Origin of the sequence: Bacillus yunxiaonensis (genome assembly GCF_037104695.1) — a bacterium.
Lineage (GTDB): Bacteria > Bacillota > Bacilli > Bacillales > Bacillaceae_G > Bacillus_A > Bacillus_A yunxiaonensis.
The window spans coordinates 1170338-1196779 of sequence record NZ_JBAWSV010000001.1 but is presented as its reverse complement, the minus strand read 5'-3'; the positions used below and the strand labels follow the sequence as shown (position 1 = coordinate 1196779).

Annotated in this window: 13 protein-coding genes and 2 pseudogenes; 11 read left to right on the top strand and 4 right to left on the bottom strand. The window is 35.1% G+C overall.

All coding sequences use genetic code 11. The features are described from left to right. Positions 1-226: 226 nt before the first annotated feature. Positions 227-424, top strand: coding sequence for a hypothetical protein (locus WAX78_RS05880; protein WP_336481309.1), 198 nt, complete (start codon positions 227-229; stop codon positions 422-424). A gap of 359 nt (positions 425-783) precedes the next feature. Here WAX78_RS05880 and WAX78_RS05875 read toward each other — a convergent pair whose 3' ends face one another. The 3 genes and pseudogenes from WAX78_RS05875 to WAX78_RS05865 all read right to left on the bottom strand — a co-directional run bounded on the left by WAX78_RS05875 (position 784) and on the right by WAX78_RS05865 (position 2636). After that, positions 784-1443, bottom strand: a complete 660-nt coding sequence (locus tag WAX78_RS05875; RefSeq protein WP_336481381.1) for a protein kinase family protein — start codon at positions 1441-1443, stop codon at positions 784-786. A 72-nt stretch (positions 1444-1515) separates the two neighbouring features. Then, positions 1516-2126, bottom strand: a pseudogene (locus WAX78_RS05870) (recombinase family protein). A gap of 348 nt (positions 2127-2474) precedes the next feature. Next, entirely contained in the window at positions 2475-2636 is a 162-nt protein-coding gene (locus WAX78_RS05865; protein ID WP_336481308.1) for a hypothetical protein, read from the bottom strand. 507 nt (positions 2637-3143) lie between these two features. On the opposite strand from WAX78_RS05865, the gene WAX78_RS05860 reads away from it, so the two are divergent. From WAX78_RS05860 to WAX78_RS05835, 5 genes are all read left to right on the top strand, one after another. After that, positions 3144-6749, top strand: a complete 3606-nt coding sequence (locus WAX78_RS05860; RefSeq protein ID WP_413789158.1) for a S8 family serine peptidase — start codon at positions 3144-3146, stop codon at positions 6747-6749. Positions 6750-7152: 403 nt separating this feature from the next. Then, the gene (locus WAX78_RS05850; protein ID WP_336481307.1) at positions 7153-7341 is read left to right on the top strand and encodes an aspartyl-phosphate phosphatase Spo0E family protein; all 189 of its coding nucleotides are present in this window, start codon (positions 7153-7155) and stop codon (positions 7339-7341) included. A 634-nt stretch (positions 7342-7975) separates the two neighbouring features. Further along, on the top strand, positions 7976-12394 hold the full coding sequence (locus tag WAX78_RS05845; protein WP_336481306.1) for a discoidin domain-containing protein: 4419 nt from the start codon (positions 7976-7978) through the stop codon (positions 12392-12394). An 815-nt stretch (positions 12395-13209) separates the two neighbouring features. Beyond that, a complete protein-coding gene (locus WAX78_RS05840; protein ID WP_336481305.1) occupies positions 13210-19413 on the top strand; it encodes an Ig-like domain-containing protein in 6204 nt (2067 codons plus the stop codon). A 119-nt stretch (positions 19414-19532) separates the two neighbouring features. Then, positions 19533-19739 carry a hypothetical protein gene (locus WAX78_RS05835; RefSeq protein ID WP_336481304.1) on the top strand — a complete coding sequence of 69 codons (207 nt, stop codon included), beginning with the start codon at positions 19533-19535 and terminating at the stop codon, positions 19737-19739. Positions 19740-19840: 101 nt separating this feature from the next. On the opposite strand, the pseudogene WAX78_RS05830 reads toward WAX78_RS05835, so the two are convergent. Continuing rightward, positions 19841-20122, bottom strand: a pseudogene (locus WAX78_RS05830) (hypothetical protein); the annotation flags it as partial. Positions 20123-20896: 774 nt separating this feature from the next. Here WAX78_RS05830 and WAX78_RS05825 point away from each other — a divergent pair. From WAX78_RS05825 to WAX78_RS05805, 5 genes are all read left to right on the top strand, one after another. Continuing rightward, positions 20897-22048 carry a Gfo/Idh/MocA family protein gene (locus WAX78_RS05825; RefSeq protein WP_336481303.1) on the top strand — a complete coding sequence of 384 codons (1152 nt, stop codon included), beginning with the start codon at positions 20897-20899 and terminating at the stop codon, positions 22046-22048. Positions 22049-22108: 60 nt separating this feature from the next. After that, positions 22109-23062 carry an ABC transporter permease gene (locus tag WAX78_RS05820; protein ID WP_413789172.1) on the top strand — a complete coding sequence of 318 codons (954 nt, stop codon included), beginning with the start codon at positions 22109-22111 and terminating at the stop codon, positions 23060-23062. 12 nt (positions 23063-23074) lie between these two features. Further along, a complete protein-coding gene (locus WAX78_RS05815) occupies positions 23075-23956 on the top strand; it encodes a carbohydrate ABC transporter permease (protein ID WP_336481301.1) in 882 nt (293 codons plus the stop codon). Positions 23957-23973: 17 nt separating this feature from the next. Continuing rightward, the gene (locus tag WAX78_RS05810; protein ID WP_336481300.1) at positions 23974-25605 is read left to right on the top strand and encodes an extracellular solute-binding protein; all 1632 of its coding nucleotides are present in this window, start codon (positions 23974-23976) and stop codon (positions 25603-25605) included. A gap of 76 nt (positions 25606-25681) precedes the next feature. After that, entirely contained in the window at positions 25682-26389 is a 708-nt protein-coding gene (locus WAX78_RS05805; protein WP_336481299.1) for a YesL family protein, read from the top strand. The last annotated feature ends 53 nt before the right edge of the window (positions 26390-26442 follow it).

The following is a 26442-nucleotide window of genomic DNA, read 5'->3' as shown; positions in this document are numbered from 1 at the left end:
TAAGAAAGTAAAAAAACAAATCAAATAATTTCCGATAACGAGAATTATGTAAATGAGCTGTCCATATGGACAGCTCATTATATTTTTTTACTTATTGAAATAGCACCAATATTTCGCGGATTTTGTACGCTAAGGCATAACATGTTCATTGATTGGAAATATTTTGTAGGATATTCTAAATGTAGAAATGCACGAGGAATATTCTTTAAGGGAGAGTGATTGCTTTATGTTAGGAAAATGGATAAATAAAGAAAAAGAACCTAAATGTATACATAAATATAACTTTATTAAAACTCAGGATAGTGAAAATTTTAAAACAGGGCAGATGGGCACAGCTAGTTTTTATAAGTGCGAAAAGTGTGGAAAAGAAAAGATCGAATATAAATATAACAATGATATAAATATTAACCCCTGGAATATGTAAAATAATTTTTTCAACTTAGAGATTCCTCTTTTGTTGTCGAGACCCCTTATTAGGCCCAGTACCAGCGTTCTTGTAACCAGGGGCAAAGTAGCAATTAAGTTTAGAAAGTTAGTCCTATATGCATGTATTTTGCAGTAACAAAAAGGTGCTAAATGAGTAAGGTTACGATTTATTTTTGATACAGTATTTTGTTACAACGAATTCAAGGGTTATAGAAACTATTATTTTTAAGCACTTCATGTAACATAAACGTTCGATTTTGTTACAAAATAAATTACTTTGCCCCTAATCGTAGCTACGCTGGTATTGGGCCTACTAGTGGTTCATTTATCTAACCTAAAGATAAGTATGTGGTCCCTTTACAATTTGAATTTATTTTTAAGCTTCTTATATTTTCTATATGAACGTCTAACAATGTTTAACATGAAATACGGTATTTTAACAGGGAAAGGCAATTTATAAATGAAAGGCAAGTAAAATGTAAAATATGCCTTTTCTAGGTCTCTCCACTTACTATCTTCTTTTGTTTTTAAGAAATCAGATACATCGACTACATATCCCCTTCCGTTTTCCATCATCACATTTTTCCCGTGAACATCACAAGGAGTTAATCCTTGTTCCCTTGCATACTCTAAAGCTTCATTGATATCAAGGATTACCTGCTTAGGAATTTTAATCCCCTTATGAATAGCATCGTATAAGGTAATTTCTTTTAAACGTTTCAATACTATGAAATTTTCTTCTTTATATATAAGCTTCGAATAAGAAGGATGATTTCCGATTCTTCGGTATACTTCTGACTCTTTTTCAATTCCTTCTCCTTCTCGCGCGTAAACTTTCACTACCCAATCTTTGTATTCTTTGTGCATAAATACTGCGGCATAATTACCTGTCCCTAAACACTTCCAAAGTCTAGGAATATCTTTAACTACTACAGGCTCGAATTCATCCTCACTTCTTATGCTTACCTCTTTTAATAATTCGTCCTTTATCAATCCCACAAAACTATTTATACTCATCATTTCCACTCCGGTTTTGTTAAAAGGGGTCCCATCCACATTTTAAAATGAATATGTCAAAACATATACAATTTAATTTTCCTCATACTGTTTGGCAAGTTTATAAAATGAGGAACGTTTGATGCCATACTTTTTCATAGCTCCTACGGCTGTAATTGAACCAGATTTCCATTCCTTGTAAGCATCCATAAATTCTTCTGTTATTTCGACAGGCGGACGTCCTAAACGTTTACCTTGCTTCCTGGCAAGAGCAATTCCTTCAGCTTGACGTTGTTTAATATCAATTCGCTCTTTTTCTGCAAAGGCTGATAATATTGTAAGAGTTGCTTTTTGAATTGCACTCTGAATGACATCATTTGTACTTTCTCCAGTGTAATTCACGTTAATATAAGGTTCCTTTATAAATTGTAAATTTACTCTATGCTTTTCATAGTACCTAAATTCTTCTAATGTATCATTCATATTTCTCCCAAGTCTTGTTAAGGAATCAAATACAATGGTATCTTCCGCACGAACAAGACGTTTTAGCATTTGATAGTTCTCTCGCTCCATATTTTTTCCAGATTCTTTATCAATGAAAATATCCCGATCTTCTATCCCTAAATCCTTCATATTCTGAATTTGTCGTTCTTCGTTTGATCTTTACTTGAAACTCGTACATAACCAAATTTTTTATGTTTCATATACTACACCTCACTGGTAATTTTACCAATTATGTCTGTAAAAGTGTATAAAATAAATAGATGTCTGTAAAGTTCGAAACAGACATTTATAGACGTAGTTTTTTATAGTTTTCTAGTTATCTGTAAAGGTATACTTTTACAGATAACTCAAGGGACTAACTTAACACCAAATACATGAAAGTAAAAAATGTATCTAAAGGTGTACCTTTTGGTACAAAAAAGAATCCTTATATTACAAGGATTCTTTACAGAAATAGTTATAATTATATATGGTACAACTTGTTATAAACAAATATACATATTTAAGAGCTCGTATTATAACTGAATTTCTCTTCTTTTTAAGAATATCTATTCCTTTTCTAGCCAAGAAATGGGAATTTCTTTTTCGCCAGCTACTTCAAACTGAATTTCTCCATTTACTTCAAAAACCCGTTCGATAATGGGTATTGTAATCATTTTATTTTCCTTTCTTTTTCTTTTTCGTACTAGTTCTAAGTCGATAATATTCATGATGAAATCCCCTCTGTATTTGTAAGACAGCAAAAAAAGCACCCACATGAGTACTTTTTTAACTTGAATCACCATTTTACTTTTTGAGCTGTTACTCTATGTATATTTTACCATATTTATCTATGACATTTGTTGATAAATTTATTTTATGAATATTATTACCCGATTGCACCACTCCAACCGTTTTTTGCACCACTAAATATACAAATACAAATTTGAGTTTATTTGCAATGAGTTAGTAAAATAGTAAAAAATTTTTCGGAATAGGGAGGAAAATGGAGGGTGATGTTGAATGATTATTTTTTGATTTTAACAATTATTCAAACTATTCTAATAATTTCTAGAAACATATAACAATTTAACCTATAATTGTAATTATTCAGCTTTAAAATTGAGGAGGGATAAAAGGAAATTTAGTCTTTGTGTTTCAAAATAATGGTTAAACAAAGGCTGTAACTTCACGAAATGACAAGCAAAGAATTTAGAAATCGAGGGGGAGAAAACGAATTGAAGAGAAAGAAACAACATCACATGCGATTATTTAGTATTGTAGCAGCATTGATTATGATATTTTCATTATTAACACCCGGACTTGCGAATGCTGAATTAATTGAGAGATCATCCCGTTATGTAAATGATTCTGAAACTGCTGCGAAAGAAAAGATGAGTAATCGTTTACTAGCTAAGTTTGAAAAAGATGACAGAGTAACCTTTTTAATTAAATTTAAAGAAAAAGCAGATACAACAAAAGCCATAAAGCAAACAAAAGCTATTGCGAAGAAAGAAAAACTATCTGCGAATAAAGAAAAGTTTATGCAACGCTCTGCAGTTGTTTCTGAATTAAAAGCTACTGCACACGAAGAACAACAAAACGTTGTAAAATATCTTGAACAAGAAGTACATAGAGGGAATGTCGAATCTTTTAAGTCCTATTTTATCGTCAATGGTATGGCTGTTACAGCAACGAAAGAGGTAGCAAAAAAGATAGCAGCCTTTTCTGCAGTTGAAAAAGTATTACCAAACGAAACAAGACAATTATTTGTTTCAACAACTAAAGAGAATAGTCTTAATTCAAATCTAGCAAATGTAGAGTGGAATATTGAAAGAGTTGGAGCTCCAGCTTTATGGGAAAAGGGGATCAACGGTACAGGTGTAGTTGTAGCAAGTATTGATTCCGGCGTTCAATGGGATCATCCCGCATTAAAGGAAAAGTATCGAGGCTATAATGCAGCAACTGGAGAAGTTAATCACGACTTTAATTGGTTTGATGCCACTGCTGGACGATCTGTGCCATATGATGATTTAGCACATGGAACACATGTGACTGGAACAATGGTCGGTAGTGAACCTGATGGATCAAATAAAATAGGAATAGCACCCGGTGCAAAATGGATTGCTGTTAAGGCATTCTCAGAGACTAGTGGAAGTGATGCGAATTTATTGGCTGCTGCAGAGTGGATTTTAGCACCAACAGATTCAAAGGGGAATACTCGGGTTGACATGGCGCCAGATGTGGTTAACAACTCATGGGGTGGCGGACCGGGGCTTGATGAATGGTATCGAGATGTAGTAAAAGAATGGAGAAATGCTGGGATATTTCCCACATTTTCAGCTGGAAACACGAGCATGACTAATAATGGCGGACCTGGATCAGTCGCTAATCCAGCAAACTATCCTGAAGCATTTGCGGTGGGAGCAACCGATAGTAATGATATAGTTGGAGATTTTTCATTACGCGGCCCTTCACCATATGGTGAAATAAAGCCAGATATTTCAGCGCCTGGAGCAAATATTCGTTCATCAATACCTCGCAGCGATTACGAAGGTGGATGGGATGGCACATCGATGGCGGCCCCCGCTGTATCAGCAATTGTAGCATTATTATATGAGGTTGATGCAAGTTTATCAGTTGATAAAATAGAAGAAATTTTAATAAAAACAGCAACGCCTTTAACAGATAAGGAATATCGAGAATCACCGAATGATGGGTACGGGTATGGATTAGTCAATGCATACAATGCTGTATCATCTATTAGAGAAGGTCTGGGGATTTTGGAAGGAAAAGTGGTTCAAACAAATGAGGATTCAGATTTGCCGATAAGAGGTAAAGTAAGTGTCCTTGAAAGCAGACAGTACGTTAACACAAACCCTGAAAACGGCGCTTATAAACTCGCACATGCTATCGGTAATTATACAGTTCAAGCTGAAGCCTATGGATATCAATCTAAACAGCAATCAGTAACATTCGAAAAAGATAAAGTACTTCAAGCAGATTTCACATTGAAAGAAATCCCTAAAGGAACTGTAAGTGGTGTCATTACGGATGAAAAATCAGGGGAAGCTGTCGAAGGTGTGACATTACTCCTTATTGAAGATGCCAATATTGCACCTGTGTCGACGGATAAGGACGGTAGATATACTCTCACAGCTTACGAAGGTACTTATACATTGAGGGCAATGAGAAGTGGCTATCACAGTCAAGATGTTAAAATTACAATTAATGGAGATTGCCACGTAGATATCGATCTTAAGCCTTTTTTCACGTATCCGGGTGGCGAAATTGGTTATGACAATGGAATTGTTGATGCTGCCAGTATGTATTTTGGCGGTGGAGCTGGATGGGCAGTAAAAATGTCATTGCCAAAGGATAAGAAATCAGCCATTGTCACAGATGGTGTGTTTCGCTTCAAGAACAAAAAATACTCAGACACGGTTGGAACGGAATTTAGTGTGGAAGTATGGGATGCTTCTGGAAGCAATGGATTACCGGGTAAGAAACTTGCTGGACCGATAACTGCTGAAGCCGTATTAGATGATTGGACGGTAGTAGATTTAAGAGATTACAATATCAAGGTTGATGGAGATTTTTATATGGTGTATGTCCAAACACTGAATTATCCAATTGCACTTGGTTTAGCAACTGATAATGGTAACCCATATATGGAGAGAAGCTATCAATATCTTGACGGTGAATTTTATCCAGCATTTGTTGAAGACGGTAACTATATGATTCGTGCCCGTGTAAGTTATGAAGTAGACACTCCTGTTATTACTTCTCCAAAACATGATGAAGTATTCAAAGACGAAAACATCATTGTAGAAGGGACTGCCTCACCGACAACAACGATTAAGTTGATGAATAATAATAAAGAGCTAGGTACTGCAAAAGTTAGTGATGACGGAAAATTTACAATCCCAACGAAAATGACAGAAGGTGAAAATAAATTAGTAGCAGTCTCAATGTTAAATGGTAAATTGACCGGAGAATCGGATCCAGTTACCGTTTCACTAATAAAAGAGAAGCCCGTCATTAAAGATTTAAAACCAGCAACTGACCAAAATGTGTTCCCAGGTGAGAAGGTAGAAATATCTTTCCAAAGTAATGTAATAGGCGGCGAAGCAAACTTTGAAGTGAAACTCCCTGCTCAAAAGAATGCGCAATCTTCTTCTAAAAATAAAATGGAAGAGGTAGAGCCAGGAGTTTATAAGGGTGTTTGGACCGTTCCAGATGTAAAGATTCAAAATGCTATTATTGAAGTGGAGCTAACAGATGCCGATGGAAATAGAGTCACACAGGAAGCGCAAGGTAAACTAACTATTAATCAACCTGAAGTTGAAGAAGTGAAAACTGGCTGGAATTTTGAGAACGGCAATTGGTATTACTATGATAATAAAGGTAGTAAAGTAACAGGATGGAAAAACGTTGATGCGAAATGGTACTACCTAGATAAGAGCGGTGCGATGCAAACAGGCTGGCTGAAAGAAGGAGCAAAATGGTACTACCTAGATAAGAGCGGAGCGATGCAAACGGACTGGCTGAAAGAAGGAGCAAAATGGTACTACCTAGATAAGAGCGGAGCGATGCAAACGGACTGGCTGAAAGAAGGAGCAAAATGGTACTACCTAGATAAGAGCGGAGCGATGCAAACGGGCTGGCTGAAAGAAGGAGCAAAATGGTACTACCTAGATAAGAGCGGAGCGATGCAAACGGGCTGGCTGAAAGAAGGAGCGAAATGGTATTACCTAGATAAGAGCGGAGTTATGCAAACAGGCTGGGTAACGATTTCTGGAAAACGATACTTCTTCAATAGTAGTGGAGTATGGGTTAAATAATCCGGAATAGTTAAACTGAATGATAAAAGAGAGACTACAATTGTGAAGTTGTAGTCTCTCTTTTTGTGATTTAAATTAAGGTGCTACCCCTAGTATCAGTATGTCCAAGTTTCAGAGGTTAGTTACATAAGTCTTATACGGGTATGTACGAGATAAGTCCAAAAACGGCCATATAGATGGATATTAATGTAAAATCATTTTTTGGGAGGTCGCTGCATGTCTATAGATGGCCCTGCCAACCAAATGACCTAAAACACACGTTAAGATAATACTTACCAAAAGAAAAGCTTTTTTATAAACATCGCGTCTTTTTTTTAAACACCTTGACTTTATTTAAAAGCAACAATAACTTCCAAAAACGGGAATTATGTGAACTAGCAAAAGTGAAAGGTGAGTAAAGTTAATGATTTCGAGAAAATTATTAGCTCTAAACAAGAGTATTGATGAACATCGCTATGACATGTATGAATTAGCAAAGGAGAAAGGCTTATTAGATCCACAGATAATAAAAATCAGCCAACAATTAGATAGAGAAATTATTATATGGCAAAAATCGGTTCTTGTGCAAAAAACTCAACACAATTGCAATTAATCTCTAAAACAAAGAAGTTATACGCGCTACCCCTATCAGAATATTTACGTTAAAGGGTTGACCCATCAACCCGATTTATTATATATTATATCTGTTAGAAAATTCTATCAATTAAGACTGAAAGAGAGGAGGGAATGGATCTTACATTAGAAATAAAACAGAAAATGCATCCCAGTAGGTAGCAAGGGCATTACAAATAAAAGGCAACGAAGGGCTAAATTGATAATGACAACACATCCCTCTAACATTCATCGACGATCATTTCTCAATCGTAAATTTCCTATCAATATAGATTTTACGTAATCTGCTAGTATACCAAATTTCATTTTTCATCATATATAACCTCAAACTAAGACTTTATAAAGGTCTTACTTAATTATGCTTATATATTTAGGGATATATAAATATATAAAAAATATAGAAGGGGTGGTGGTATAAATGATTTTTTGCAAGTCAAAAAAAGATCGTTACCCATAAACAGGGAAAATTGCAAGCTTTTAAGTTTTTAAGGGGACTGTCTTTCTTTTCTTGTGATTGAATCCACTAGGAATTGATACGCCAATTATCCATACGAAGAGTTAAAGACTATTGGAATTTATTTTCGGTAAACCACTATTACATTCGGAGGTAGAATATGCTAAGACGTCGAGCTAGGTTTAAAAAATTGGTAAGCTTGTCCTTATCAGCGGGTATATTGCTTTCTATGCTTCCAACAGCATCTGCTACTACAAATAATAAGGAGTACTCCATTAATAATGTATCTAACAATCAAACCTATAAGACTATAGGTAAAATTACTAAGGTTACGAAAGAAAGAAATAACGTATACTTTGACTTAGAAACAGGAGAAAAAATAAAAATTAACTTTCTAAAAAATAATGTTTTTCGATTGAATTTGGACCCAAAGGGTGTTTTTGAAGAATATCCAACTCCAAATAGCCCTGATCATGAGACGAAAATTATCGACAAAAATGTTAGCGATTACAAAGAGGAATATGGACCAATTAACATTAAGGTCGATGAAAGCGATAACAATGTCTATAAAATATCTACTAATGCTTTAGAGTTAAGAATAGATAAAGCTACTTCAAAGATGAGCCTGTACGATAAAAAAAGAGCAAAGATTCTTTGGAGTGAAAGTGAACCGCTAAAACATTCGAGCGGAAGTACTGTTCAAACCCTCGATACAAAAGAAAGTGAATATTTTTATGGCGGAGGTCAACAGAATGGGTTTTATGCCCATAAGAATAATTCCATAAATATTGCAGTCGGGGGAGGTTGGGATGCAGGAGCTGCATCAAGTCCAGTCCCATTCTATTTAAGTACTGAGGGCTACGGAGTCATGCGAAATACGTTTAAGCCGGGTGTTTATGATTTTACCAAAACGGCTACCTTTACTCACAATGAAGACAGATTTGATGCTTATTATTTTGTAGATGATTCCATTCCAAACATCATTAACGACTATACAGAATTAACCGGGAAAGCGGCCCTTATGCCAAAATATGGTTTCTATTTAGGGCATGCAGATTGTTTTAATGGAACTCATAATGGTCATAAGGACCAACGAACACTCCTAAATAATGGATTAAATACATTAAATCAATATGCAGATAACGATATGCCTTTAGGATGGATGTTACCAAATGACGGCTATGGATGTGGATATGGCGGATTGGATAATTTGGAGAAATTTGCTAATAAAGCAAATGACAAAAAAGTAGAGGTGGGTTTATGGACACAAAGTAATCTCCATCCAGACCCTAATTTACCCGCGGATAGCCCTTTACGCAGAGACATTGACGGGGAAGTTAAAGCAGGTGTTCGAGCAGTAAAGACGGATGTTGCATGGGTTTGGCAAGGATATTCCATGGCCTTAAATGCTACACGCCAAGCAGCGGAAGGAATTCAAAAAGATGAGAATTCAGGTGGTGCACGTCCATTTGTTATTTCGCTAGATGGGTGGGCTGGTACTCAACGTTATGCTTCATTATGGTCAGGCGACCAAACTGGTGGTAATTGGGAGTATATCAGAATGCATATCCCTACTTACATTGGCGCAGGTTTATCAGGAAATCCAAATGTCGGCTCAGATATGGATGGTATATTTGGCGGAGATGCAAAAGTACAGACACGTGATTTCCAATGGAAAGCATTCACTCCTATCCAAATCGATATGGACGGCTGGGCATCCGGAGGTAATGATTATAGTAAGTCTAAAAATCCATGGAATTATGGTGAACCTTATGCCTCGATTAATAGGATGTATTTAAATCTAAAATCACAGATGCTGCCTTATATCTATACGAATGCTGAGGAATCCACATCAAAATCTATGCCGATGGTTCGAGGGATGATGTTAGAATATCCGAATGATCCATATACGTACGGGACGCAAACACAATATCAATATATGTGGGGGCCAAATCTATTAGTAGCACCAATATATGATGGAAACTCTAATGCAGCTGAAGTAAGGAACGATATTTATCTTCCGGATAAAAATCAAGTTTGGATCGATTATTTTACAGGTGACCAGTATCAGGGAGGTCAGGTTCTTCATAACTTTAGCGCTCCACTATGGAAGACCCCTGTATTTGTTAAGGCTGGTGCAATTATTCCAATGGCACCAGAAAATAATTCTATTAATGAATTAAATGGTTCTGAAAATAGAATATTTGATGTTTATCCATCGGGAAAATCAGAGTTTACTCTATATGAAGATGATGGTAAAACTGTTGAGTATAAGGAAAAGAAAAATACAACAACGAAGGTCACTTCAAGGGTAATGAAGGAAAAAGCTGTTATAACCGTTGATGCCGCAAAAGGAAAAGGCTATAAAGGTATGGTTAAAGACAGGGGCACAGAAGTGATTGTTAATACACGTGTAAATCCAAAAGATATAACGGTTAAGATTGGCAATGAAGATGTTACATTAAGGAAAGTTACGAATGAAGAGGAATATAAAAACTCAGAAAACGTGTACTACTATAATGAACATCCAAACCTGAACAAATATTCTACAAAAGGCTCACCTTTTGAAAAGACTGACATTATTACATCACCAAAGCTTTATATTAAGGTAGGAAAAACAGATATCACGAAAAATAAAATAACTTTTACAGTAGATGGCTTCGATAATACTCAAAAGAAGGATGTAGTAGATAAAGAGGTACCAACGATTCCATCAGGGCTAAAAGCTGATGACGTCAACATTACAGATAAAGATATTAAATTAAATTGGGACAAGGTTGATGGTTCGAATACAACGTATGATTTAATGATTGATGGTATTGTTCATACAAATGTGTTTAAGTCAAGTGATAGTCAGCAAGCACCATTCTATCTCCATACAGGTTTAACATCTGATACAGAACATTCTTATCGAATAAGAGCAACGAATACAAAAGGGTCATCTGGCTGGAGTGATGAGATCAAAATAAGAACGAAGCTTGACCGATACAGAAATGTCCCTAAGGGTATGACGGCAAAAGCAGATAGTGAACAGCCGGGACAAGCAGCATCTTTAGCTGTCGATGGAAAGGATGATACATTGTGGCATACTGCATGGGGAGATGCGGGCAATAAACTGCCACATACATTTGAGATTGATATGAAATTAGCTTATAAATTAGATAAGCTTGAGTATGTTCCAAGACCAGATGCAGGGAATGGGACAATATTAAAATACAATTTAGACGTAAGCTTAGATGGAAAAACTTATAAAAACGTCATCACGGATGGAACATTTGAGAAAAATAAGGAAACGAAAGTCATTAATTTTCCGGAAAATATTACTGCAAGGTATATTAAGTTGACCATTACAGATTCTGTAGGCGGCTTTGGGAGTGCACAGGAATTCAGGCCATACAAAAAGGATAAAACAGAAGGAACGGTTGTAGGTGAGAATATACCGAACGGGGCCATTGATGAAGCTGATCTGCTCTTCTTTGCCAGCTATATGGGTGTCGATCAAACTGAAGCTTGGGAACAGGTTTCAAAGGTGGATATTAATTTCAATGGTGTAATAGACGCATACGATTTAATGTATGTAGCATCACAATTGGGTCAAAAACCACTTCAAGCAACAGGAAAATCGGTTGCCGGATTATTGGATATTAGACCTAGTAAGCAGGAATTAAAAGCAGGAGAGGAATTTTCAGTAGAAATAATAGGAGCAGGATTACAGGATATTAATGCATTCAACTTAGAACTAAAACTAGACCCTAACAAATATGAATTAGTAAAAGAGTGTAAGCCTGACGGGACTTGCGGTGGAAATATTGTTTCAGCTTCCAATGAAACTGCTAATATGTTGAATTATTCCTTACTTGCGGGGATTGGAAAGCCTGAACAACGAATTATGGCTGCATTTTCCAATAAGGGAACACAAAATACATTAGATGGTACGAAGACATTGGCCACGATTAAGTTAAAGGCTAAGAAAGATCTTCAATTTGATATGCCGATAACTAGGTCCTTACTGATTAATACAGCCTTTGACACGATTGATAAAATAGGAGAGGTTTTAAATCCTGGCCAAGAACCGGGAGAGGTTGAACAACCACAAGAGCCTAAGGAACTACAATTATCTAATAAAGATATGACGGTTACTGGTGCAGGTGAAAAGATGCAAGGCGGTGCAGCAGCTTTTGCCAAGCTGATTGACGGTGAGATAAGTGAAAATTCATTGGCGGAATTGAAATGGAGCCTCACTGGAAATGAAGGAATTTCACTACCGTTACCCGTTGATTTTAACTTTACTAAACCACAAGAATTGACTAAATTTATCGTTTATAATCGCCCGCAATATACGAACGGCAAAATTAAAACACTAAGTGCCAAAGTATATACTGAATCTGGAAAAGAGTATGATTTAGGTGCAAAAAGTGTTAAATTCGACGATAAATCAGTAACTTTCGATTTAACAGAGGCTGCGATACCTACTGGAACTAAATTTACAAAGTTATCGATTAACTTTGAGGAATCGCATAGCGGGCCGCTTATGCTGTCTGTTGCAGAGGTAGAAGTTTTTGCAAAGAATCCAGCTTAAGTAGAGAAATAAAAATAAACATTTCTTATTATCTTAGTGGTGTTAGGGTTGACCCGTCAATCCTAACACCACAATTTTTATTATGATTGGAGGGGAAATTAATATGTATATGAGATGCTGTTCTTTTTTCATAAAAATTGCTTGTTCCATGGGCTGTTTCCCTCTTCGTGATTACTATAACCTAATCTACCTTTTGAAGGAAGAAGTGCAACAAAAGGTTAAATCAAGGTCACAAAATGATATAAAACAGAAAGCGCTTTCTTGTTAAACTAAAAAGAAAACCATAGGAAGGAGATTCATGTAGTTCGTTAGTTTTTTTATGTTTAACTTTGTAAACGCTTTTTTATCATTATTAAAATTGAGTGAAGAGAAAAATTACAAAAAAGGAGAATGGAAATGAATGAAAAATTAAAACAACGTGTTTCCTATGCCTTAGGTGCATTTGGTCATGACGTTTTTGTAGCTTGATGAATTCATTTGGAGTAACAAAAGAACCGTCTTCTAAATCGATGGGGGGAAAACTTTTTGATCCATTTATAAATCGTCACTTCAGAAACGCCATATTCGCTGGTTAAATCTTTTACTAAGCTACCAGAACGGTAAAGCCACCCTTTTTTTGAAGTCTTCATTGAGTTTTTTGCTTGTATTTTGATGACTTGTAAAGGACGCATCCTTTCATTTTCATTATGGTCAATGATAAGAAAACTTAACTAAGATGTGTCCATGAAACAATACTAGTATCAGCATAAAGTGTTTAGTCAGAATATACTGAATATAAAAGAAAAGTTGAAAAATTGATGAATGGAGCTAAAGGTATGAAGTTTAATAAGATATTAAGCTTAGCTATAGCTACAGTAGTATTTACAACTTCTTTAGGGACAACAACATTGGCAGAGACTATAGCAAGAGATAATAGTGAAATAGTTAGTACTACAAATAATGAATCACAAAGAACTATATCATTTAACGATGATTGGAAATTCAATTTAGGAGATGTAGCAGGAGCGAAAGAAAAAGACTTTAATGATAGTGAATGGAGAAAGTTAACGTTACCTCATGATTGGAGCATAGAGTTAGACTTTAATAAAGATTCTAAAGCAACTCATGAAGGTGGATATCTAGATGGTGGAATTGGCTGGTATAGAAAGAGCTTTGTACTTCCTAAGGAGATGGAAGGAAAGAAAATAAGCATTAACTTCGGTGGAGTATACATGGATAGTTATGTTTATGTGAATGGAAAGCAGATTGGTAACCATCCTTCTGGATATACTCCATTTTCATTTGATATTACAGATGATGTAGTATGTGATGGTGTTACTCAAAACGTTATAGCTGTAAAGGCGACAAATCAGCAGCCAAGTAGTAGATGGTATTCAGGTAGTGGTATATATAGAGATGTAAACCTTACCGTGACTGAAAAGGTTCATGTTGCAGAGTATGGTACTTATGTAACTACACCAGATTTAGAAAATGAATACAAACAAGGTAGAGCTAAAGTTAATATTAAAACAGACATTATGAATGAGGAATCTACAGATAAAGAGGTAAGTGTTAAATCAGTTATTTTAGATGCTAAAGGAAATAGCGTAGCGGAAAATATAACTACTGAAGTAGTTAGTGCAAGTGCTACTAAGAAATTTAATGCAGATGTAACTGTTGAACATCCAACACTTTGGGGAACTGAAAATCCATATTTATATAAGGTAGCTACTACTGTAATGATTGATAATAAAATAGTGGATGAGTATAAAACAGATTTTGGTATGAGATGGTTTAATATGACACCTAACGATGGCTTTTTTTTAAATGGGAAGCAAACGAAGCTTAAAGGCGTGAGTATGCATCATGAACAAGGAGCTTTAGGTGCTGTTGATAATAAAGCATCAATAAGAAGACAAGTTAAAAAGTTAAAAGATATGGGAGTAAATTCTATAAGAGGTACTCATAATCCTGCATCACAACACTTAATAGATATTTGTAATGAAGAGGGGATGCTTCTTATAGAGGAGTCTTTTGATACCTGGTATGGTGGAAAGAAGCCATATGACTATGCAAGATTTTTCGAGCAAAAATCAATGTATGGAAATATGACTTGGGCAGAGTATGATATTAAGCAAATGGTTAATAGAGGGAAGAATGCACCGAGTATAATGATGTGGTCATTAGGAAATGAAATATGGGAAACAAGTGAAGCAAAGGGTGTGGAAACAGTAACCAAGCTTCAGAAATGGGTTAAGGAAATTGATACTACAAGACCTACAACCACTGCAGAAATTCAATTTGCATTTGGTGGTGGGGAGGGACCTCATGAAAACGTATCTGATATTGTAGATGTTGCAGGCTTTAATTATGCTGAAAATAATTATGATAAACTTAAAGAAAAACATAAAGATTGGATCATGTACGGCTCAGAGACTTCTTCTGCTATAAGAAGTAGAGGAGTATATGCACATCCAGAAAGAAATGGTGTAGGTGATAATCATACAGATTTACAACAATCTTCTTATGATAATGATTATGTTCCTTGGGGTAAAACAGCAGAATCATCATGGAAGATGGATAGAGATAGAAAATATATACAAGGAGAATATATTTGGACAGGCTTCGATTATATAGGAGAACCAACTCCCTATTATAATAAATTCCCATCAAAATCGTCATATTTTGGAGCTATAGATACGGCAGGATTTGAAAAGGATGCATTCTATTTCTACCAAAGTCAATGGTCAGATAAGCCAATGGTTCATTTATTACCACACTGGAATTGGGAGAATGATGATAGTATAAAGGTTGACGGAGATAAAATATTAGTTTATGCATATACGAATGCTAATTCTGTTGACTTATATTTTAATGAAGATGTAACAAGTACTGATTTAGGTAAATTAGTAGAAAGTAAAGGATATGAAGTTACAAAAGCAGGTTACAATGGAACTTATAAAGAGACTAAGGATGGTAAGCTTCACTTAGAATTTAGAGTTCCGTATAAACCAGGTAAATTAACTGCTGTTGCAAAGGATGCAAATGGTAAAGAAATTGCAAGAGATGAAGTGAAAACTGCTAAGGATGCGAAAAAGATTGATTTAAGTGCGGATAGACAAGTTATAACTGCAGATGGATATGATTTATCATTTATAACAGTAGATGTAACTGATAAAAATGGAACTTTAGTACCAAATGCTGATAACTTAATCAATTTTGACGTGAAAGGTAATGGTAAGATTGTAGGAGTGGATAATGGTAATGCTGCAAGTGTTGAGAGATATAAAGATAATAAGAGAAAAGCGTTTAATGGTAAGGCTTTAGTTATCGTTCAATCAACAAAAAATGCAGGCTCATTTACATTGACTGCAACCAGTCAAGGAATTTCTTCTGATAATATAACAGTATATACTGTTCCAAAAGAAGAGTTAAGTGAAAATAAAATAGTAGGATATGATGTAAGCGACGTTGTCGTACCTATTAATGGGGAACTAAAACTTCCAGAGAAAGTAACAGCACTTTATTCAAACGGAACTAAAAAAGAGGTAGATGTTACTTGGGATGCAGTTCCGGAGGATGCTTTAAAAACTCCTGGAATATTTACAGTTAAAGGAAAAGTAGTAGGTAGTGATATTTCAGTAAATATGAAAGTAATTGTTAAAAACGTTATTGGTGTATTAGATTCTAGGATGTTAGTACCTGTTGGCAAACAAGCTAAGCTTCCAAAAGAAGTATCAGTCGTAAGCAATGACGGAAGTATAGAAAAGTACCCAGTAACTTGGGATAGAGAGTTAACAACAGAGGATGTTAATTCACCTAAAACGATTACAATAGAAGGTAAGATTGCAGGAGTAGAAGGCTTACATCCTAAAGCTATCGTAGTTGTATCTAATAATTTTAAAGAGAAAAATATAGCATTAAATGAAGGTAAAGCTTATCCGAAGGCATTTGGTTCATATACTGCAGGATGGGATAGTATAAATGATATAAATGATGGTGTGGTTTCTAAGGAGAGCAATCCAAAGAATAGATGGACAAACTGGGGGAAACCTGGAGAAAATTATGATGATTATGTTGGTATTGAATTCGATAAGGAGCATTCTGTAAATAAAATAGGAATCTCATTATATAGTGATTATGGAGTTGCTATTCCAAGTGAGATTTTAGTTGAATATTGGAATGGTAGTAAGTGGGTTGGAGTTTCTAATCAAAGTAAAACAAAAGGATTCTCAGCAGAAGGTATAGAAGAGATTACTTTTGATGAAGTAAACACAACGAAAATAAGAGCTTTATTAAAAGAAGATACTGCAGCTAATAAAGCAGTTGGGCTTACTGAATTCTATGTTTATTCTAATGTAATAGAAAAGACAGGAACAGCATTACTAAGTGATATTAAAGTAGATGGTGCAGCTGTTGAAAACTTTAATGAAAATAGTAATGAATACAGAGTGAATCTACCATATGGATCAAAAGTGCCAGTAGTTACAGCTACTGCTAAGGATAATGCAAGTGTATTTGTAGTTCCAGCGTTAAATGCTGATAGTAACGCTACTATTATTGTAACAGCAGAAGACGGAACGACTAACAATTATATCGTTAATTTTTCAGAGGGTGAGCCACAATTAGCTTCAGCAACAATAGAATTATCTAAGAAGGATATAATTGAAGACGATATTGTTAATGTTAAAGTAGATGGGAAATTAGAAGATGATTCTTTAATTGGGTCAGATCAGCTACAAGTAAAGTATAATGTATCTTCAGATAATACAGGAGAAGCCAAGGTAGAAGGAAATAAATTATATGCTTATAAAGAAGGAACAGTAACTTTACATGCAGAGGTAACTTATAAAGGTAAGACTGTTACTACTAACAATATCGTAATAAATATTGGAAAGAATACTGCCCAAAAGACTATTATTTCTTATGAAAAAGTAAATATAGAAACTGATAAGGGAGTTGCACCAATATTACCAGAAAAGGTAAAGGCGATATATGATACTGGATTACCTAGAGAGGTAAAGGTTACTTGGGGTGAAGTAAAAGAAGAATTATATAATAAGTATGGAGTATTTGAAGTTGAAGGAACTGTTGAAGGACAAGCTTTAAAAGTGAAGGCAAGCGTTGTTGTAAAAGGATTATCAGCATTACAAAATATTTCAATGGCAACGAATGTAAAGGTAGAGCCAAATCTTCCACAAACGGTAAAGGCTTACTATACAGATGGAACAATAGTTGATCTTCCTGTTACTTGGAAAGATTATGATAAAGAGTTATTAAGTAAAGTTGGAATTTTTGTTATAAACGGAACAGTAAACGGAACAGATAGAGTTGTAACTGCAAGTATCAGCGTAAGTAATGACACTGTAAAAGGTGTTAATATTGCTGGAACAAAGGCAGGTTTTGATCTGCCAATGGCAATAGCTTCATTTACAAATGATGCAATTGTAAAACCATATTCAAAGGATAAAATTCAATATGTAAATGATGGAGCGATAAATGATACTAGGTGGACTAACTGGGTAGAAAATCCAAGAAGTGGTGATTGGGTTGGCATTATCTTCGGATCAGGTTTACCAGAGGAGAAATATATAAATAATCTAGAAGCTACTTTCTTTGAAGATTGGGGATGTAGCAGTCCAGAAAGCTTTGAAATACAATATTATGTTGGAGATAAGGTTGTTGTACCAAATCAACCATCACATGTATTAATGGAGGCAGAAAATCCATTTAATGATGATAAAAATTGGGTAACTGTAACAAATCTAGTTGCTAATCCGAATGTAACTTCATCAACAGATACAAATTATTATACTTTTGATATGGTAAAGACAAAGGTATTAAGAATAAAGATGAAACCTAAAAGTGGTAAATCTTTAGGAATAAAAGAAATAAAAGCTTTTGAAGAGAGAGTTAAACAAAATTCAGATTTTGTTGTAAATGATATAAAAGTTAATGGAAAAGGTTTAGAAGGTTTTGCAGCTGATAAATACAACTACACAATTAAATTAGCTGCTAATGAAAAGTTACCAGAAATAACTGTAGATGCAACTAATAATGCATCATCCTCTGTAGTTTATACTGTAAATAATTCAGAGAAGCTAGATGTTATTGTAAGGTCTGAAAATGGACTTAAAGAAGTTAAATATGGAATAACTTTAGAAAGAGAAGTTAAAGAAGACGAAGTTAATAAGCCAGCATTAAAGATAGCTTTAGACTATGCTGATAAAGGAGTAGCTAATGGTGGATTAGAAGGTGTAGTACCAGCCGTTGGTAAAGAATTTAATGAATCATTAGCGCAGGCTAAAAAAGTTTATGGAAATCATGATGCAACAGAAGTAGAAGTAGATGCTGCATTTAAGAGATTAGTTAATTCAATATGGATGCTTGAGTTTAAGCAAGGAAATAAGGAAGCATTACAAACTCTTGTAAATTCAGCAAAAGTATTAGTTGAAAAAGAGTATACATCAGATTCATGGGCTAACTTAAAAAGAGTTCTTGGAAAAGCAGAAGGTGTATTAGCTAAAGAAAATGCAATGCAAAAGGAAGTAGATGAAGCATTAAATAACTTAAAGACAGCTATAGATGCTTTAGTTAAGAAGAATATAAATAAGCCAGCTCTTCAAAACTTAGTAAATATGGTTGAAGGCTTAAATAAAGATAAATATATTAAAGAAACTTGGAATAAGTTTGAAAAAGCATTAAATGACACTAAAAAGGTTTTAGGAAATAAAGATGTAACTCAAGAAAAAGTAGATGAAGCTTATAATAACTTACTTAAGTCTTACCTTGATTTAAAATTAGTTCCAGATAAATCTGCTCTTGAAGATTTAATAAATAAAGTAAAGAAAATGGATTTGTCTAAATATACTAAGGAAAGTGTAACAATGCTTAAGGAAGAATTAAAGAATGCTGACAAAGTATTAAAAGATAAAGAAGCTACACAACAAGAAGTAGTTGCAGCAACAAAAACCTTAAATTTAGCTTTAGCCAATTTAAAGGAAAAGGGAGGATCAAATCATTCAGGTAACGATAAGTAAAATAAAGACAGCGGAAAAGGTGGGGAATTACCTAGTACTGGAGTAGTAGTGCTTCCACTTAAATAAATTTTCATTCGTCATACTGATTACTCTCCTTTTTTTAGAGTAGTAGTATCGGTATGTCCAAGATTTATAGATTACTTGCGATCAATTTGATTTTTTTGCACCAGAATCCCAAAGTATATACTGAATCTGGAAAAGAGTATGATTTAGCAGAGGCGAAAACAGCAAGATACGTAAAGATTGTTCAATCAAGTGGTGCACTAACAAATGCTATTTCATTTACCGGTGCTGAAATTTACCTGTTTGAAGATACTACTAGATAAGACAACAACGGTCCCGGAGACACTAATAAAAGAATGATCAAGTCAAGTGAATTAACGATTAAACAAGTAAATGAAGAAAAATACAAAACGGGGAAACGAATTCAATTCGTGTTTGAAGAGTATGAAAAGTATAACTCGGTATGGACCATTAAGTACAACGTATTTGTGGAGGATAATGCTCCTTTAATTTCATATTTACGGGGCCGTGCGGCTTTGAACCATTGAAAGCAAAGTATAAAGATAAGAACAACGTCAATAGCGTCGCAGCCATAATACATGAGCATGCCGCCACTTTCTGCCTGTGCCGCGGGTACGCCAGTAGGTGAATGAACATAAATATACTTTGATAAGATACCGTGACCAGCTAAGGCAATCAGTTGCACGGTATCAAATCTGGTATTTTTATTCATATAGATCCTAATCCCAATTGTGCTGTAGGCAGATAAAAAAATTCAAATTCAATTCTGGTTGATGGGTTGACAGGTTCATTGTGGGGAGTGTATATTTAAAATAGTTAGAATTTTCAGTTTAAAAAGAGATAGAAACTTGCTAAGACTTAATTCTTAGCAAGTTTTTTAAAATAACTTGTACCTACAACCCGTTAACAGTAAGAGTGTATATTCCTATTTTAATGAAATTCTTTAAAGAATTTCATTAAAAAAATTATTAAATTCAGGAAATTTATATTTATTATTCTAGTAAAGAAAGCGCTTAAATTAAAAACCTAAGAGAAGTCTTACTAGTGACATGATGGCGATAGTTGCCATAAGAGCTGTCATCGAGAACAATTTAGAGATCCCAAAAGATATAGCTTTTTTCGGATTAGATAATATGGAAATGTAAGAATATTCAACATTGTCTCTCTAAATGGTAGATATCCCTAAATGCCAAATGGGAAAGATGGCTGCAAAAAACAATTATGGACATGGTAGAGGAGAAAATTGAGCTGTCAATCAAAATCATATTACTATTCGAATTAGTCATTCGGGAATCATCTGAAAGGAAATAGGATCTAAAAGATTCTATTTTAACGCCATTCAGGAAAACGTTTGGATGATAATAAGGAAATACTTCCACAAGACTTTAAGGAGGTGGTTCACCAAGAGGAATCATCAAAAGTAGCAGGGATAAGAAGAAAGGATAGGAGGAAGTATCAAATGGAAACTGTAAGAATTGGGATTATTGGTGCAGGACTTCGGAGTGGTATTGCAAAGTATTGGCATAACCCAGGTGGGAATTCAGTTGTCGTTGCTGCAGCTGATGTTTCGATGGAAAGGTTGAAAGCCTTTCAAGAAAAAATTAACAAACATGCATATATTACTACCGATTATAAAGAGTTGCTCGCTCGCACGGATATTGATGCTGTTGCCATTTTGTCTCCAGATTATTTACATGAGGAGCATGTCATTGCGGCACTTCAAGCTGGTAAGCACGTCTATTGTGAAAAGCCGTTAGCGATCACAGTAGAAGGATGTGACCGGATCATCGAACAAGCGGAAAAGTCGGGAAAACATTTAATGATTGGATTTAATATGCGCTATATGAGTATGTACCAAACAATGAAAGAGATTATTGATTCAGGTGTGATTGGTGACCTCAAAGCCGTTTGGGTTAGACACTTCGTTGGATTTGGCGGTTATTATTACTATCACGACTGGCATGGAACAGCTAAAAATACGACTTCTCTTTTATTGCAAAAGGGTTCTCATGATCTCGATGTGATCCATTGGATTACTGGAAAATATACAAAAAAGGTTTCGGCTTTTGGGGGACTCGATTTTTACGGTGGAGATAAACCAAATACATTAACATGTCCTACTTGTGATGAAAAGGATACCTGTACGGAAGCGAGTCTGAACGTATTGACCCAATGCGCTTTTCGGGAAGAAATCGATGTTGAGGACAATAATATGTTGATTATGGAACTTGAAGGCGGCATTAAAGCCTCCTACTTGCAATGCCACTTTACACCAGATTATTCAAGAAACTATACCTTTATCGGTACAAAAGGCAGAGTAGAGAATGACGATGTAAATGAAAAAGTATATGTGAAAACGAGAAAATCAAACTCCTGGAATGAATTTAGTGACATAACCTATGATATGAAAAAAGAACAAGGCAGCCACGGTGGTGCGGATCCAAAAATATGCAGAGACTTTGTCGAACTAGTCTTAAACAACAAGCAGCCTTTAACCACACCATATGCAGGAAGAATGAGTGTTGCGGTCGGCTGTGCAGCGACTGAGTCCATTCGCTCTGGCGGAAAGGTTATTGAGGTCAGTCAAGGTTCAACTGTCAAGTATGTGTGATTAGCTTCCGTATGAGAAGGGGGAGAGGATTTGGAAAAAATTATTCAAAGCAAGACTAGTATGCAACACGTTAGTATATTAGAAAAAAAATCAGAAGCTTCCTTGTCAAAGTGGACAATTTTAAAGAAGTCGTTCCGTAAAAATTGGGAACTTTATTTATTGGTTTCTCCTGTAATCGCTTACTTTATTGTATTTCATTACATTCCTATGTACGGCGTGCAAATTGCTTTTAAAGATTTTATTCCAACGCTAGGGATATGGGATAGTCCATGGGTAGGGATGAAACATTTTGAGCGTTTTTTTAATAGTTACTATTTTTGGAGACTTATTAAAAATACGTTGGGTATTGGTATTTATACACTAGCAGTGGCATTCCCGATTCCAATCATCATTGCCCTAATGCTAAATGAAGTAAGAAATTCTAAGTTTAAAAAATTCGTACAAACCATTATTTATGCTCCTCACTTTTTATCTACAGTAGTAGTTGTCGGGATGTTAATCCTTTTTTTAAAGCCGGATGGATTAATCAATCAAGTTAGTATTCTAGTGGGTGGAAAACCAATCGCATTTATGTCAGAACCAAGTTGGTTTAAAACATTATACGTGTTTTCCGATGTCTGGCAAACCATGGGATGGAGCTCTATTATTTATCTTGCTGCTCTAACTTCTGTTGACTATTCCTTACATGAATCAGCAATGATTGACGGTGCTTCGAGACTTCAAAGAATATGGCATATTAATATCCCAACCATTATGCCAACGATTATTATTCTTTTTATTCTAAATGCAGGATCTGTTATGTCGGTTGGATTTGAAAAAGTTTTCTTAATGCAAAATACCCTAAACATGTCGACATCAGACGTTATATCTACCTTTGTTTATCGCAGCGGTATCGAACAAGCTGAATACAGCTTTTCTGCTGCAGTAGGGTTATTCAACTCAATCATAAATTTCATTATGCTTGTAATGGTGAATTTCTTTGCTAAGAAAATCAATCAAACAAGCCTATGGTAGGTGGTGAACTAGATGGAAAATACAGCATCCGATAAAGTTTTTAGTTTTTTTAATTATTTCTTTTTAACAATCATCGCGTTACTGGTTGTTTATCCTTTGATCTTTATCGTAAGCGCGTCGCTTAGCAATCCAATCCATGTGTTAAACGGAGAAATTTGGTTTTGGCCAAAGGGGTTAAATTTTGAAGCGTACAAAAAATTATTTTCAAATCATGATATTATAAACGGATTTCTCAATACAGTTAAATATACGGTAGTAGGGACTGCTATTAACGTAGTATTAACGATTATGGCAGCATATCCACTTTCTAGGAAAGACTTTGTTGGCCGTAATGTGATTATGGGAATCTTTGTTTTCACGATGTTTTTTAGCGGTGGTTTAATTCCTAGCTATTTGCTTATCAAAAGTCTTGGAATGATTGATACCTTTTGGGTAATGGTTATTCCTAATGCCGTATCTATATTTAATATTATTATCATGCGGACGTTTTTCCAAACAACCATTCCACTTGAACTTCAAGAAGCGGCCATGATTGATGGCGCAGGAAATACTAGAATTCTGCTAAAAATAGTTTTGCCTCTTTCCATGCCTGTTATTGCCGTTATGATTTTGTTCTATGCAGTTGCACACTGGAATTCTTACTTTACAGCATTAATTTATTTACAAAATAAAGAACTTTTTCCACTTCAATTAATCTTAAGGGAGATCCTTATTCAAAACCAAGCGAGTGATATGGTTAAATCAACGAGTGAAAGCTTCTTAAAACAGCAGATGAGTGTGGAAGGGCTAAAATATGCTGTTTTAATTTTTGCGAATTTACCAATGTTGATTTTGTATCCATTCTTACAAAGGTATTTTGTTAAAGGATTTTTGGTTGGATCTATTAAAGGATAAAATCAGGGGGTTGCGAAATGAAGAATAAGAAGAAAAAGTCTAGTATCCTATCGCTTGTTCTAATGGGTTCACTCGTATTAGGCGCATGTTCCAACGAGAAAACCGCTGTCGAAAAGAAAGACAGTAAAAAGGAACCTACAATAGCTAATTTTAATCAAACTGGAATGCCCATTGTAAAAGATAAGATTGAGTTGAAAGGCTTTGCGGGAAAGTTTTTGCAATCACAGGATTGGAACAATTTAATGCTTTGGCAAGAATATGAAAAAATGACCAATATTCATATCAATTGGGATACTGTCCAAACACAAAGTTTGAAGGAAAAACGAAATCTCATGCTTGCAAGTGGTGAATATCCAGATGTATTATTCGCAGCTGCAGTGCCGAAGACGGATTTAGTAAAATTTGGTCAGCAGGGTGTATTTATTCCTTTAAATGACTTAATTGATAAGTATGCTCCGAATTTTAAAAAGATTATGGAAAAATATCCTATAGTGAAAAAAGGGATTACGATGCCTGATGGAAAAATCTATGGGTTTCCGACTTTTTATGATCCTGAATTCAAGGGGCTCCTTTATGGAACGCCATGGATTAAAAAGGATTGGCTTGATAAATTAGGATTGAAAGAACCAACGACTCTTGATGAATTTGAATCCGTATTACAGGCCATAAAAGACGGTGATCCAAATGGTAATGGAAAAGCAGACGAAATTCCTTGGGGCGGGGCATATGGAATCGATGATTTTATTTACGCCTTAAAAGGATCTTTTGGCTTAAATAATCATGGAATTGCGAATAATAATGTTGACTTAGATCCGAAAACAAAAAAAATGCGCTTTGTACCGACCACTGATGGATATAAAGAGCTACTGCAATATTTAAACAAGCTTTATACTAAAGGCTTAATTGATAAAGAAATCTTCACCCTTAAGACGGAAGAGTTTAGTGCGAAAGCTTCAAAGAATACCTTTGGCGTCATAAACGGAGTTGATCCTGGGACGACAGAAAATCTGAGTGGATTTGTAGGAATTCCTGTATTAAAAGGCCCTCATGGAGATCGGTTAAATACAGCAATTGGTTCACCTTTAGGAAACATAGGGATGGCTGTTATTACCAATAAGAATAAGAGTCCTGAAGCGACGGTAAGGTGGATCGATCATTTGTATAGTGATGAAGGATCAAAAATGTTCTTTATGGGCTTCGAAGGTAAGACCTACACCCAGGATCCAAAAACGGGTAAATTGGATTATGTTGATGAAATTAAGAAGAATCCGGATGGATTAACTCTAGACCAAGCAGTAAGTAAATACCTAACATGGCCTGGTGGTTATTATCCTGGTTTTGTTCAGCAAAAATATTTTAACGGGGCAGAAAGCAAGGAGGCTACAACCGCAAATGCCAAACAAGCAGAACCGCTATCGCTTAAATTGGGTGATGTTTGGCCGGCGTTTAACTTTACAGCAGAAGAACAGAGTGAGTTAACACCAATTTCAACCGATATGGATACGTATCTGAAAGAGATGACAGCAAACTTTATTACAGGAAAAGCAGATTTCTCTAAATGGAATGAATATAAAAGTACGTTAGAAAAAATGGGCGTTAAACGTTACATAGAAATTTATGAAGCAGCATACAAGAGAATGGAAAAATAAAAAAGTTGATTGAACCGTACGGATGACACTTGTTCTCCGTACGTGTTTCCTTCTTAGGAAGAGGGTTATGGTGTTTATGGAAACCAATGGTCTAATATGGAAGTTTTATCGTTTTTCGGAAATTGTTATGAAAATAGCCATTTTTCAAATCCTTTGGATCGCCCTGACTTTAATGGGAGGCATTATCCTAGGGCTGATGCCGGCAACTGTAGGGTTATTTACAGCCATAAGAAAATGGCGGATGGGAAACGAACAATTCCGCTCATTAGTTAAAGTTTATTGGATTACTTTCCGGAAAGAGTTTTGGAAAGCGAACACCATAGGCTTTGTTTTGTTTTTCATTGGGTTCCTAATCTATCTAAACTTTTCCATTATTCGATTTACCAACGGGTTCATGCATCTATTATTATTTATCTTCATTATCACGCTTAGTATTCTTTTTTTAATTCTACTATTATATGTTATCCCTGTTTTTGTTCATTTTGAATTTAAGCTGCAGCAATACCTGACAATGTCCTTATTATTGGGAATATCCTTCCCGTTCCATACGATGCTATTAGCTTTCGGTTACTATATTTTATTTAGGTTGTTTTTGCGGGTTCCGGGTTTAATTCCATTTTTTAGCGTTAGTGTTGTAGCTTTTTTTACGATGTGGGTGTCAATGAATATATTTCATACGATGGAGAATAAAGTGAGAGAGACTTCAAACTTTAAATTTTCCGGTTTGAATCTGTTCTTTCATAAAAAAACATTACCATCTGAAAATCAGACCAAGGAAGTTTAAGGAAACTCTAACAAATATGGAAAAACCAATATTTACATTTTTCGTTATTAGCG

Bases quoted from the DNA above. Each gene is read 5' to 3' on its own strand.
- WAX78_RS05880 (WP_336481309.1), top strand. From the start codon at position 227: ATGTTAGGAAAATGGATAAATAAAGAAAAAGAACCTAAATGTATACAT.
- WAX78_RS05875 (WP_336481381.1), bottom strand. From the start codon at position 1,443: ATGAGTATAAATAGTTTTGTGGGATTGATAAAGGACGAATTATTAAAA.
- WAX78_RS05865 (WP_336481308.1), bottom strand. From the start codon at position 2,636: ATGAATATTATCGACTTAGAACTAGTACGAAAAAGAAAAAGAAAGGAA.
- WAX78_RS05850 (WP_336481307.1), top strand. From the start codon at position 7,153: ATGATTTCGAGAAAATTATTAGCTCTAAACAAGAGTATTGATGAACAT.
- WAX78_RS05845 (WP_336481306.1), top strand. From the start codon at position 7,976: ATGCTAAGACGTCGAGCTAGGTTTAAAAAATTGGTAAGCTTGTCCTTA.
- WAX78_RS05840 (WP_336481305.1), top strand. From the start codon at position 13,210: ATGAAGTTTAATAAGATATTAAGCTTAGCTATAGCTACAGTAGTATTT.
- WAX78_RS05835 (WP_336481304.1), top strand. From the start codon at position 19,533: ATGTCCAAGATTTATAGATTACTTGCGATCAATTTGATTTTTTTGCAC.
- WAX78_RS05825 (WP_336481303.1), top strand. From the start codon at position 20,897: ATGGAAACTGTAAGAATTGGGATTATTGGTGCAGGACTTCGGAGTGGT.
- WAX78_RS05820 (WP_413789172.1), top strand. From the start codon at position 22,109: ATGCAACACGTTAGTATATTAGAAAAAAAATCAGAAGCTTCCTTGTCA.
- WAX78_RS05815 (WP_336481301.1), top strand. From the start codon at position 23,075: ATGGAAAATACAGCATCCGATAAAGTTTTTAGTTTTTTTAATTATTTC.
- WAX78_RS05810 (WP_336481300.1), top strand. From the start codon at position 23,974: ATGAAGAATAAGAAGAAAAAGTCTAGTATCCTATCGCTTGTTCTAATG.
- WAX78_RS05805 (WP_336481299.1), top strand. From the start codon at position 25,682: ATGGAAACCAATGGTCTAATATGGAAGTTTTATCGTTTTTCGGAAATT.